Source organism: Paenibacillus sp. FSL R7-0297 (assembly GCF_038009025.1).
Taxonomy (GTDB): Bacteria; Bacillota; Bacilli; order Paenibacillales; family Paenibacillaceae; genus Paenibacillus_AQ.
In genome coordinates, this window is record NZ_JBBPAQ010000001.1 from 2,341,202 (window position 1) to 2,353,800 (window position 12,599).

Annotated in this window: 11 protein-coding genes and 1 riboswitch; all 11 genes read left to right on the forward strand. The window is 51.4% G+C overall.

The genetic code is table 11. The features are described from left to right. Positions 1-74: 74 nt before the first annotated feature. The 11 genes from MKZ24_RS10350 to MKZ24_RS10400 all read left to right on the forward strand — a co-directional run bounded on the left by MKZ24_RS10350 (position 75) and on the right by MKZ24_RS10400 (position 12,465). Complete coding sequence (locus tag MKZ24_RS10350; RefSeq protein ID WP_340782673.1) at positions 75-2,165, forward strand: peptidoglycan D,D-transpeptidase FtsI family protein; 2,091 nt, start codon at positions 75-77, stop codon at positions 2,163-2,165. Positions 2,166-2,237: 72 nt separating this feature from the next. Further along, positions 2,238-3,017 carry a Cof-type HAD-IIB family hydrolase gene (locus tag MKZ24_RS10355; protein WP_042239467.1) on the forward strand — a complete coding sequence of 260 codons (780 nt, stop codon included), beginning with the start codon at positions 2,238-2,240 and terminating at the stop codon, positions 3,015-3,017. 262 nt (positions 3,018-3,279) lie between these two features. Beyond that, entirely contained in the window at positions 3,280-3,765 is a 486-nt protein-coding gene (locus MKZ24_RS10360; RefSeq protein ID WP_042239465.1) for a DUF456 domain-containing protein, read from the forward strand. Between the two features lie 26 nt (positions 3,766-3,791). Next, positions 3,792-5,420: a putative polysaccharide biosynthesis protein gene (locus MKZ24_RS10365; protein WP_042239464.1), complete on the forward strand. Its 1,629-nt coding sequence runs from the start codon at positions 3,792-3,794 to the stop codon at positions 5,418-5,420. A gap of 111 nt (positions 5,421-5,531) precedes the next feature. Next, positions 5,532-5,876, forward strand: a complete 345-nt coding sequence (locus MKZ24_RS10370; RefSeq protein WP_042239463.1) for a thioredoxin family protein — start codon at positions 5,532-5,534, stop codon at positions 5,874-5,876. A 112-nt stretch (positions 5,877-5,988) separates the two neighbouring features. Then, positions 5,989-6,921 carry a COX15/CtaA family protein gene (locus tag MKZ24_RS10375; protein WP_340782681.1) on the forward strand — a complete coding sequence of 311 codons (933 nt, stop codon included), beginning with the start codon at positions 5,989-5,991 and terminating at the stop codon, positions 6,919-6,921. A 55-nt stretch (positions 6,922-6,976) separates the two neighbouring features. Continuing rightward, positions 6,977-8,749 (forward strand): UbiD family decarboxylase, encoded by a 1,773-nt coding sequence (locus MKZ24_RS10380; RefSeq protein WP_042239461.1) that lies wholly within the window; start codon positions 6,977-6,979, stop codon positions 8,747-8,749. 27 nt (positions 8,750-8,776) lie between these two features. After that, entirely contained in the window at positions 8,777-9,523 is a 747-nt protein-coding gene (locus tag MKZ24_RS10385; protein ID WP_340782686.1) for a Cthe_2314 family HEPN domain-containing protein, read from the forward strand. Positions 9,524-9,614: 91 nt separating this feature from the next. Continuing rightward, positions 9,615-9,750: riboswitch (SAM riboswitch) on the forward strand. A 97-nt stretch (positions 9,751-9,847) separates the two neighbouring features. Continuing rightward, positions 9,848-10,864, forward strand: a complete 1,017-nt coding sequence (locus MKZ24_RS10390) for a methionine ABC transporter ATP-binding protein (protein ID WP_042239458.1) — start codon at positions 9,848-9,850, stop codon at positions 10,862-10,864. Beyond that, positions 10,864-11,532: a methionine ABC transporter permease gene (locus MKZ24_RS10395; RefSeq protein ID WP_340782689.1), complete on the forward strand. Its 669-nt coding sequence runs from the start codon at positions 10,864-10,866 to the stop codon at positions 11,530-11,532. Before MKZ24_RS10390 ends, MKZ24_RS10395 begins: the two co-directional genes overlap by 1 nt. A 57-nt stretch (positions 11,533-11,589) precedes the next feature. Beyond that, on the forward strand, positions 11,590-12,465 hold the full coding sequence (locus MKZ24_RS10400) for a MetQ/NlpA family ABC transporter substrate-binding protein (protein WP_340782691.1): 876 nt from the start codon (positions 11,590-11,592) through the stop codon (positions 12,463-12,465). The last annotated feature ends 134 nt before the right edge of the window (positions 12,466-12,599 follow it).

Below are 12,599 nucleotides of genomic sequence, written 5' to 3' on the forward strand. Positions count from 1 at the left end.
CCCGCTGAAACGGTGCTGTCCTTAGTAAGGACGGCCAAGCCGTTTCCACTTGAGATGTAGAGGAGTGAAAAACTGTGAGTGTTTTCCGAAAGCAGGCCTCTCCCCCGGATGAGAAGGACAGCAAGAGTTCGCTTGGCCTGCGGCTCAACGTGTTTTTCTTCAGCACGTTTGTAATTTTTTGCGTAATTATTATCCGTCTGGCTGTGGTGCAGTTTGTGGAAGGACCTAAGCTGACTGAGGTGGAGACCAGCCGGGATACCAAAAGTGTACCGCTCGCGTCCATCCGTGGTGCAATTCGCGCAGCCGGAGGAGAAGAAATTGCCTATTCGACCTCCGTTCAATCGCTGTATATCACCCTGACAAAGGAATATACGGCCAAAGCCGTGGATAAGGAGACCGGAATCAGTGCACTGAAGCCGGAATCGAGAGCAAACGCCTATGCGCTGGCAACCCGGCTGGTCGAGGAATTCGATAAACATGGTGATCCGGATGGCGAGAAGCTGACGGTGAATAATGTGATTACTTCATTGGATTTATATTTCAAAAAATATTCGGGTTATATGGCACGCAAGATTAAATCCGGTCTTACCACCCAGGAAGTTGCTTATTTCATGGAGCATAAAAGCGAGTTCCCAGGTCTTGAGATTGTTGAAGAAGGCGTGCGGCATTATGACAAGGACACGGTTGCTGTGCAGACAGTCGGGTATATCAAGCCCTTCAAATCGTCCAGTACACTTAATATCTATAAGAACATACAGAACGCAATGAAGAAGATCGATGCCGATCCCGGCCTGAACTATAAAGATGATGAGTTTGTCGGCTTTGACGGTCTGGAGCTGCAATATCAGCGGGAGCTGCGCGGCAAGAATGGTTATCAGGTCATTTCAGTGAATCCGCAGAATATGGCCGAGAAGGTTGAAGAGGTTGTGCCGCCGGTCAAGGGTAATGATGTCTGGATGTCGATTAATAAGAACGTCCAGCTCAAGACGGAAGAGGCCATTACGGAGCAGATCAGCTGGCTGCACAGTCATGCTGTACAGGGCAAAACCCACCCCGATGCACTGACGGGTTATGCCGTAGCCATGGAAGTGGATACAGGCAATATTGTTGCCATGGCCAGTATGCCGGATTATGATACCAATGTCTGGACGGCGGAGAAGCTGGATTCCGATACTTGGAATAAAATTATGGGTAACTATCAGAATGGGACGATTACTCCGTATTCTTCGGGGATGTCCGGCCATGGATTCGGTTCTACCGTATTACTGGGGTCAACCATTAAGCCGCTGAGTGTGCTTGTGGGCTTGAACGAAGGATTCTTCAGCACCTCTTACCGGTATAATGATAAAGGGATCGCTTATTTCGGTAAGGATGACAAATCCTCCGTACGCAATTCCTCCGGACATGTCTACGGTCCAATGGACCCGGCCAAAGCGATTGAGGATTCCTCCAACGTATTCATGGTGGATATGGTCGGCAAGAAGCTTTATGAGCAATATAAGGGCGAGGGGATTGAAGTTTGGGATAAGTATATGAAGGAGTTCGGCCTCGGCGTCTCCACACAGAGCGGGCTTCCGAATGAGTATCTGGGACAGATTAACTATACCGATATCAAGGCAGCGGGCAGTGCGCAAGCCGCACTGGTCTATGCCTCCTTCGGGCAGCAGGGCCGTTATACGGTGCTGCAGCTGGCACAGTACGCTTCCACGCTTGCCAATGAAGGTGTGCGCATCAAGCCGCAGCTGGTCAGCAAGATCACCGACTCTGAAGGCAATGTGGTCAAAAAGTTTGAGCGCGAGGTGCTGGATGAGGTAACGACCTTTGACCCGTCCTTCTGGAAAGAAATCAAACAGGGCATGAACAGTAAGGTTACTGCATTTACGGATTTCCCTTATGATTTTGCCCGTAAGACAGGTACCTCCCAACAGCTGGGTAAAGGGGAACTACGTGATAACGGGGTATTTATTGCTTTTGCCCCGCGTAATAATCCTAAGTTAGCAGTTGCCGTGGTCATCCCTGAAGGCGGGTTCGGCTCCAACAGTGCCGCGCCGGTCGCGCGTAAAATATTCGATGCGTATGACTGGGAGTACGGGCTGGATGGCAACCCGAAGAAAAATGTGAAGACTGCAGATCCGGCCAATGGAGAGGCCGTACACACAAACTGACGAACCGCCGTAGCCTGATTGACAAATACACAGCTCCCGAACGGGAGACATACAAGAATGGAGGGGTGGCAAATGACTGCCAAATACCGCCTGCTTGCATTGGATATGGATGGAACCCTACTGAATGATGAACAGAAAATTACCCCCAAAACGGTGGAATGGATCAAAAAAGCGATGAATGCCGGCGTACATGTCTGCCTGTCTACCGGACGTTCGTCCCGGAGTGCGATGCCTTATGCCGTACAGCTTGGCCTGGAGACCCCGATGATTATGGTAAACGGAAGTGAAGTATGGCGCGCACCGGGGGAGCTGTACCGCCGGTCCCTGATGGATGTGGAACTGGTCAAACAGATGCATAAGATTGCCGAAGAGTTCGATATCTGGTTCTGGGCATATTCGGTGGATGAAGTATACAACCGCGACACCTGGGACGGCGAAATTGACAGCAGGGAATGGCTGAAGTTCGGTTATTCTACCGAGGATAATAATATCCGCCATAAGCTGCTGATGCGTCTGCAGGAGCTGGGCGGGCTGGAGATCACGAATTCCTCGCCGTTCAATCTGGAGATTAATCCGCTTGGCGTTAACAAGGCATCCGGCATTCTGGAAGTCTGCAAGCTTCTCGGCATTAACATGTCCCAGGTTGTGGCCGTCGGCGACAGTCTGAATGATCTGGCGGCCATCCAGCAGGCCGGATTCGGCGTAGCGATGGGCAATGCCCAGGAGACCGTTAAGCAGGAAGCCGATGCTGTTGTGGCTACGAATAATAATGACGGGATCGCGGAAGTGATCGAGAAGTATATTCTGTCGGAGGCCGGAACCTCGGCTGGTAGAATTTCTAAGCAGGCTTAGTAGATGTAGTAATGAGTTTGGGATTATCAAATTTTTTATAGCTTGATCTGAAAGACAACAATTGGTGGGAGTAACGGAGGGGAAGTTTGAAACTGTAGGAGCGGTAGCGTCCGCCTTTGTCACCGGATTTCCACCGCGCAGAGCGGTATTAATCAAGAAATCTGGGGACAACAGCGGCCGGAAGTTCAAACATTCACCGCAGTTACGAGCGACACCTTTTGGAGTTCTTTTATTGCTATCAAAACTTGAGGAGTTGAAGGAATTGACGATCCTGGGTTGGATTCTGATCATTGCTTTGTTTGCAGTAGGGCTGGCAGGAGCGGTATATCCAATCCTGCCGGGCGCGCTGGCGATTTATCTGGCCTTCTTCGTATACGGCTGGTTCTTTTCCTTCGACCCCTTCGGTCCCTGGTTCTGGATTGCCCAGACATTGATTGTGGTGGTTCTGTTCGTTGCCGATTATGTAGTCGGGGCCTGGGGTGTCAAAAAGTTCGGCGGCTCACGGGCGTCCGTCATCGGCAGCACGATCGGCTTGATTATTGGCCCCTTTCTTATTCCGGCCTTTGGTCTGCTGATCGGCCCGTTCCTCGGGGCCTTTGTCGGTGAACTGATTGCAGGCTCTAAGCCGGGTAAGGCGGTCAAGGTCAGCTTCGGCTCCTTGCTGGGGCTATTCAGCAGTACCGTAGTCAAAATTATTCTGCAAATTGTTATGGTCGTCCTCTTCTTTATCTGGATCGGACGGTATTAAATTTATTGTGAAGAAGGCGAAACAGCTTGTCCAATAAGAAAGAATCTTTTGTTAAAGGCACGCTTATTCTGGCTGCGGCCGCACTTGTGGCCCGCATCCTTGGACTTGCCCAGCGGGTGCCGCTGGAACATCTATTCAATGATATAGGGAATGCATCCTTTACTCAGGCTAACAATGTGTATCTGCTGCTCCTTCCGCTGGCGACCGCAGGAATACCCAGCACGCTGAGCAAAATGGTATCAGAGCGTTATGCTCTGAACCGTCCGCATGAAGCACAGCAGGTATACCGTGCCGCCCTTATCTTTGCAGCTGTTGTAGGTGTTGTAATGAGTACAATACTGTACATAGCCGCTCCGTATTATGCGGAGTACACCAAAGTTCCTGAGAGTACGCTGGCCATCCGGGCGATTGCCCCGGCGCTGCTGCTGTTCCCCGCAATCGCGATGATGCGCGGTTATTTCCAGGGGCGCAATAATATGATGGCCGGAGGTATCTCACAGATTATTGAGCAGATTGCCCGGGTATCGACGGCAATTCTGCTGGCTTTTATTCTGCTGCGCCAAGGCTACAGCAACACATGGATGGCTGCAGGCGCTTCTTTCGGCAGTGTGCTCGGGAGTGTCGGCGCTTTCGGTGTTATGCTGTATTACGCGATGAAGATGCGCCGCAGCGAGGAGCAGATTGCTCTTTATGAATCGAATGAGGCACGCCTTCCGTTACTTGGAATATATAAAGATATTTTCAAACTGTCCATTCCAATTGTATTATCTTCGATCACAGTACCTGTTGTGAACTTTATCGATACTTCCTTTATTGTACCGCTGCTCAGCGGCCGGATCGGAATGGAGGAAGCTACCCGGGCCCTGGGGATATTCGGCAGCCGTGCACAGAGTATAGCGGGTATCCCGCCGGTGTTGTCTATCGCGCTTAGTACGTCGCTCATTCCGATTATTTCAGCGGCGTACGCCCGCAAAGATGAACAGCATCTGAAACGCCAGGTTACCCTGGCTATGCGTATTTCCATTCTTACCGGCACACCAATTGTACTCTCTCTCGTTGTGGCGGCATATTCAGTCAATGGACTGATCTTCAGCAGTCTGGACGGCAGCGGGATTGTAGCGATGCTGACGCTGGGGACTATTTTTCAAATCACTATGATGACTACGAACTCTATTCTGCTTGGGATGGGTAAGTCGCGGATTTCGATGTATTACGTGCTTATCGGGATTATCGTGAAGTTCGCTTCCAACTTCCTGTTCAGCCAGCTATTCGGCATCTATGGCATCATCGGCTCTACGGCCCTGTGCTTCATTGTCATTACGCTGCTTAATCTGCGGATGCTCAAAAAGATCATTCCCTTCGAAATTCTCGGCAAACGCTGGGGCGGATTCTCAATCGCTGTACTCGCATCGGCCGGGATCGGCTATGGCCTCAATGAAGCGGGGATTATGCTGACTCATCTGATGCCGGCAAGACTGGCATTCCTGATTACATGTCTGGTGGTTGGAACTGCCGTGGTTATCATTTATCTGGTACTGTTGATTGTTCTGGGCGTACTGAGCAGCCAGGAAATCGCAGGTTACCCGCGTCCGCTGCGCAAACTGCTGAATCCTCTAATGAAGCTGCAGCCGGCGCATGTGCGTGCAAACGAATAAAGCTGTGATCATTGTCTTATTTTGTCTTTTTTATTTGACTTATTCCGTACATTTTGCTTCACTTAGAGAAGAGTCATGGGTAACGGTTAAATGAGAAAGGATGGTTAATAGATGGACAAAATTAGTTCTCCTGCTGAGTTTCAGGTGTCAATACAATCTCCGCGCTTAACGGTGGCGGTATTCAAGGCGGATTGGTGCTCGGATTGCAAATTCATGGATCCGTTTATGCCGGATGTGGAACTGAAATATAGTGACCGCCTCACACTCGTTGAAGTGGATGTCGATGCCGTAGGCGACGTCAGCCAGGAACAGAATATTCTGGGCATTCCGAGCTTTGTCGCGTATACCGATGGACGGGAACTGGTCAGATTCGTGAATAAGCTTCGTAAGTCCCGTGAGGAAATTGAGAATTTCCTGAATACGGCGCTGGATGTATACCTTAGCATCCATAAGTAATGAAGCAGCACCGCTTTCGCCCTACCCGAGCAGAAGCGGTGTTTTTTTTCTAGAATTGTCTGCGGGCGCTATCATTATACTAATTCATTCCTATAAAATGCGGGTGATAACATTGACGACCCTTCAATTAAAATGGCTTAGCTATATAACCTGCCTCGTTATGTTTCTGGCGCTGCTCGGCGGAGCGGTGGTTACTAAGACGGGTTCGGGGCTGGAATGCGGTAATGAATGGCCGCTGTGTCACGGAAAGCTGATTCCGGCTTATACCGTAGGCTCCCTGATTGAATATACCCATCGTCTGTTCAGCGGACTTGCGGGCCTAATGTCACTGGCTTCCATGTTTGCATTCTGGCGTTATGCCCGTAAGCGCAGGGATCTGCTTACCTATGCCTTGTTAACCCTTATATTCGTAGTGGTGCAAGGCGGAATGGGAGCGCTTGCGGTAATCAAGTCGCAGTCTGCTGGAGTGATGGCTTTACATATGGGATTCTCGCTGATTGCGTTCGCCAGCTCCCTGATGCTTGCGCTTGGAGCAGGGCGGATCTACCTTTCGGGGGAAGAAAATAGCACTGCAGAACCGAAAGTAAGCAGGGGCTTCCGTAACTTAACCTGGTTTACTGCGTTATATTCTTATATGGTCGTGTATATTGGGGCTTATGTAAGCCATACCGATTCGCAGGGGGGCTGTTCAGGCTGGCCGCTGTGCAATGGGGAATGGATTCCGGAGCTGTCTGGCGGGGTGGGCATTGTATTCATACACCGGCTTGCAGCGGCGCTGCTGTTCCTGCTGACTGCTATTCTGGGACATCTGGCTTTCTGGAAATACAAAGAGCTGACGGAGCTGAGGGCTCTGAGTGTTGCCGCAGTACTGCTCTGCCTGATGCAGGTATTCAGTGGAGCTGCTGTGGTTCATACGCTGTATAATGAACGACTGTACATCTTTACCGCGTTGTCGCATATTTTGCTGATTGCCGGCTTGTTTGGGGTTCTATGTTATATGAGTGTCCGTGTCTGGCAGTTAAGCGGAACAGGCAAGAAACGATAAGATTACCGTTAAGGGCATGGGTAAGGTTCGGGCCCGGTTCGAGGAGGAACGTTTAGTGGGATACGGTAATTTGCGACAATGGATCGAACAGCTCCGCAGGGACAAGGATCTTGCCGTGATTGATGCTCCGGTTGATCCGAATCTGGAGCTGGCCGAGATTCACCGCCGGGTAGCCGCTGAGGAAGGCCCGGCGCTGCTGTTTACAAATGTACAAGGAACGCCGTTCCCGGTTGCAACCAATCTGTTCGGTACTGTCCGCCGGGTGAATAAGGCCTTCGGGACCCGCCCGGAGCAGTTAGTGAAATCCATGACGGCAGCTATGGAGACGATGATTCCGCCATCAGCTGCCGGACTTTGGAGAGAAAAGGGCTTGCTGCTTGACCTGATCCGAGCAGGAACCAAAAATATACCGCAAGGTGAAGCACCGGTACTAGGCATCTGCCGCAGCAGTAATCCGCTACAGGAATTGCCCCGAATTACCAGCTGGCCTAAGGATGGAGGGCCGTTCATCACCCTTCCTGTGGTCTATACAGAGAGTATAACCAACCCCAAAGACCATAATCTCGGGATGTACCGGGTCCAGATTTATGATGACAGCACCACCGGCATTCATTGGCAAATCCATAAAGGAGGGGGCTTCCATCACCGTCAGGCTGAGCTGCTGGGGGAGACGATTCCGGTCTCTGTCTTTATCGGCGGGCCGCCTGCCCTGATTGCGGCCGCTGTTGCCCCGGTGTCAGAGCGCCTTCCGGAATTGATGCTGGCATCCCTTATGCAGGGCGGGAAGCTTCCTATGGTGCAGGACCCCCTAGGCGGTCACCGTATTCCATCAGAAGCCGAATTCTCCATCCGCGGGCGGGTGTCTCCGTTTGAGCGTAGACCGGAAGGCCCGTATGGCAGTCAATCCGGCTATTATTCGCTGCAGCATGATTTTCCCGTAATGCATGTGCAGCGGATGTGGCACCGCAAGGATGCGATTTTTCCGGCCACGATTACCGGCAAACCCCGACAGGAGGATTATTATCTGAAGGATTATCTGCAGCGGCTGCTGGCTCCGGCCTATCCGTTAATGATGCCTTCTGTAAAAGCACTGTGGGCGTACTCGGAATCCGGCTCGAACGCCTTGGCGTCTGCGGTGATGAGAGAGAGCTATCCGCGTGAGGGACTGGCTTCGGCCTTCCGTATCCTGGGGGAAGGCCAGCTCTCTTTAACGAAATTCCTGCTCCTGACGAATGAAGCGGTTGAGCTTACGGATTTCCCCAAACTGCTGGAAACCGTGCTTGAACGCTTTAATCCGGCATCAGATCTGGTGATCTTCGCTAACACCTCCATGGATACCCTTGACTATACCGGCCGCAAGCTGAATCATGGCAGTAAGGCTGTGATGATGGGCACCGGCAACCCGGTGCGTGAACTGCCCAGAACCTATACGGAGGGTCACCTTCCAGCAATCACCGACGCCGTGCCCTATTGCGGCGGATGTTTAGCCGTTTCCGGAGCATCCTATATAGAAGACCCTGAGCTTCCCGTCAGGCTGGCCGCTTCCTTCCAGGAGAAGGGCACAGCCTGGCCGCTGATTGTTCTGGTGGACGATGCTGCAGAAGCGGTGCGCACACAAACGTCCTTCCTGTGGACAGTGTTCAGCCGGTTTAATCCGGCGGATGATATTTATGCGGAGACCCATGTATTGCGTAACGCAATCAGCTATTCGCTGCCTATTGTAATAGATGCCCGGATGAAGCCGGGATACCCGGAGGAGCTGGTTCCTCATGAGGACACGGTTGAACTGGTGAACCGGAACTGGAACCGTTATTTCCCTCATTTTTAGATCTTAAGTATTCTGAGGAGGACAAATATGCTGCGGACATTACTGGGAGAGCCGCCCCGCGAGAATAGCGGGGTACTGGCCGAAGCCATGGACAACATGGCGAAGGTCGCCTCCATACTGCGCAAGGAGATGAACGCACATGAAGACCGTGACCATGAATACCGCAAGCTGGAAATATGGACACGCGGTCTGATCTCATCGCTGGACGAGCTGGAACAGAGCTGGTTCGCCGCCGCCTTTTACCGGAGGTCGGTAGTTGCCGGTTATATGGATGATATGTCGCCCACGGAGCAGGGGGAGTACGCCAGGTATGTGTATTTTTATAAGGACGGCTTCATCCGGGTGTTCTCCCTGCTGGACAAGCTGGGTACGGTCCTGAACAGTCTGTATGATCTGAATACAGGGAAAGTCAAAGCACATTTCTCATACTTCACTGTGCTTCGCCAATTTCAGCTGCTTCAGGCGCACAACCCGCTGGCCAATGAGCTGGAGAGGATCAGGAACTCTTACCGCGAACCGGTAGAGAATCTGCGCAAACGGCGCAATGCCGAGATTCACTACATGAACGCTGAGATGACGGATGATCTCTGGCAGCGCCATCAGGGGCTGCATGACAAAATCCAACTGGAGGATCTTGACAGCCATCTGGAGGATTTGAAGCAGAGCCTGGAGATGGTGTGCAAATCTTTGTCGGCTGCCTTCAGGTACAGCAATGAGCAGTGGCACAAGAATAAAGCTGCATCCAGCAAGCGTTCAGAGCACGTACAGCCGTAAAAACTTACCTTTGACAAAGAACCGGAAACTTAATATACTTATGCAAGTATTTACTTCTAACATGAAACGGCATATATAACTTCATACTATAATCTTATCGAGAGCGGCGGAGGGATAGGCCCGATGAAGCCCGGCAACCGATTTGTCACAGCATAGCTGCTGTTCTGCAAATGTCATGGTGCTAATTCCTACAATGCCGCTGAGTTTGCGGTCTTGGCAGATGAGACGGCATTGTTTACTTCACACACATGGCCTCTTCCGATCTGCACGGATCGTAAGAGGTCTTTTTTGTTATAAATTTCAGGGAGAAGGAGGACGGGGCGATTGATAGAGCTGAAAGATTTGACGAAAGTATACGGTAAAGGAAGCAAGGCCGCGACGGCGCTTTCCGGACTAAGCCTGTCGATTAAGAAGGGGGAGATATTCGGTGTAATCGGCCACTCCGGTGCCGGCAAAAGCACGCTGATCCGCTGCATTAATCTGCTGGAGCGTCCGAGCGAGGGTGAAGTATGGGTAGATGGGGTGGAGTTGACGGCACTCAGCCAAGGACAGCTGCAGGAGCAGCGGCGCAAGATCGGGATGATCTTTCAGCATTTCAATCTGCTCTCCTCGGCAACTGTATATAACAATATCGCCTTTCCGCTGCGGCTGGCCGGAACCTCCAAGACGGAGATTGAGCGGAAGGTTCGGGATCTGCTGGCTCTAGTCGGACTTGAGGAGCACCGGAACAAATATCCGGCTCAGCTGTCCGGAGGCCAGAAACAGCGGGTCGGGATCGCCCGTGCTCTGGCGAGCGATCCTGATGTTCTGCTATGCGATGAAGCGACTTCAGCGCTGGACCCGCAGACAACGGATTCAATTCTGCGCCTGCTGCTGGATATTAACCGGAAATTTCACTTGACCATTGTGCTAATTACGCATGAGATGCATGTCATTCAGAGCATTTGTGACCGGGTGGCTGTCATTCATGGGGGGGGGATTGTGGAGCAGGGCGACGTTTCCCAGGTTTTTCTGAAACCAAGGCATGAGGTTACGAAAGAATTCATCCGCAGTGAAACTCAGGCAGACGGACCGCTGCGGCAAGCGATTGATGCTGTACATGCCGGATATACTAAGGCGGTCAAAATTACTTTTCTTGGGCAAAAGACGTACGAATCGACCCTTTCGCATGTGGCGCAGGGAACCGGAGTTAATTTCGCCATTCTCCAGGGAACCATTTCTACTATTAAGGATGTCCCTTATGGTCAGCTGATTGTGCGGTTTGAAGGGCCATCCGGTGCCGTGGAAGCAACACTTACCGAACTTGCGGCTCAAGGCCTTGATGTGGAGGTGATTTCTTAATGGGCGGACTGGATTTTAGCGCGATTAACTGGGAAGAAATGCTTGATGCCACGGTTGCAACAATGAAAATGTTAGCTTTTTCAGGAATATTCACAATTATCCTTGGTTTACCGCTCGGCATTGTGTTATATTTATGGGGCAGATCTAAAAACACTATTATCAGGGCTGTTTACTCGGTATTATCGTTCGTCGTAAATATTCTGCGTTCAGTTCCCTTTATTATTCTGATGGTTGCCCTGATTCCGTTCAGCAAGTCTATTATGGGTACCTCGATAGGTGTACTTGGAACGATTCCGGCGCTGGTGATTGGCGCGGCTCCATTCTTCGCCAGACTGGTAGAGACCGCACTGCGGGAGGTTGACCGGGGGATCATCGAAGCGGCGCAGGGTATGGGAGCATCCACGCAACAGATCGTTATGCGCGTATTGCTGCCGGAGGCCCGTCCGGGCCTGCTGGCCGGAGTAACCATAACCGTTGTTACGCTTGTCTCTTATACCGCAATGTCAGGGATGATAGGCGGCGGGGGTCTGGGTGACCTGGCGATCCGCTACGGCTATTACCGTTATGAGAAGGAAGTCATGATTATCTCGGTGGCCCTGATGGTCATTCTGGTGCAGCTGCTGCAAATGGCAGGCGACCGTCTGGTAAGACATTTTACACGGAAATAAGGTACGTCCATATAGCCTTATTCATACAAAACATACGGATTAGAGGGGGATTTACAAATGAAAAAAGTACTGCTCACATTCTTCAGCCTGACCATGATATTGGTGCTCGCGGCTTGCGGCAACAATAACACTGCGAATAATGCGGCAAACTCTGCGGCTACAACGGCGCCAACGGAAGCTGCTGCAGAACCGTCCACTGAACCTGCTGCAGAACCGGTAACCCTGGTCATTGGAGCTTCTCCTGTACCGCATGCGGAAATTCTGAAAGCTATTGCCCCGCTTCTTGAAGCACAAGGCATTACGCTTGAGATCAAAGAATTCACGGATTATGTCCTTCCGAATACACAGCTTGCCGAGAAGGGGCTGGATGCGAACTTCTTCCAGCACAAGCCTTACCTGGATGACCAGAATGCCAAGAACGGCACGGAGCTTGTATCTGTAACCGCGGTTCATGTTGAACCTTTCGGCGCTTACTCTAAGAAGATCAAATCGATCGACGAACTGGCTGATGGTGCCAAGGTTGCCATCCCGAATGATGCTACTAACGGCGGACGCGCATTGATCCTGCTGGCCAAGAATGGCCTGATTACACTAAAGGATGATACCAATATCGCTTCCACCAAAGCCGATATCACCGAGAACCCTAAGAAGCTTGAAATCATTGAGCTGGATGCAGCGATGCTGCCGCGTCAGCTGGACGAAGTAGATCTGTCGCTGATCAACACCAACTTCGCGCTGGAAGCGGGTCTGGTTCCAACGAAGGATGCTTTGTTCATCGAAGGAACGGATTCCCCTTATGCCAACCTGCTGGTAGCCCGTCCGGACAACAAAGATTCCGATGCGATCCAGAAGCTGGCTGCAGCCCTGAACTCTGCAGAAGCCAAAGCCTTCATCGATGAGAAATATGAAGGTGCAATTATCCCTGCATTCTAAGCTTGAATCTTAGCTGAATATCTAATAAGTGAAGACCAGAGGACGCCCGTAAGCCAGAAATGGCTGCGGAGCAGCTTCTGGTCTTTTTGCAAGCCGTATAGCAGAAACTGTTAATACATCTATTCTCTGCCTAG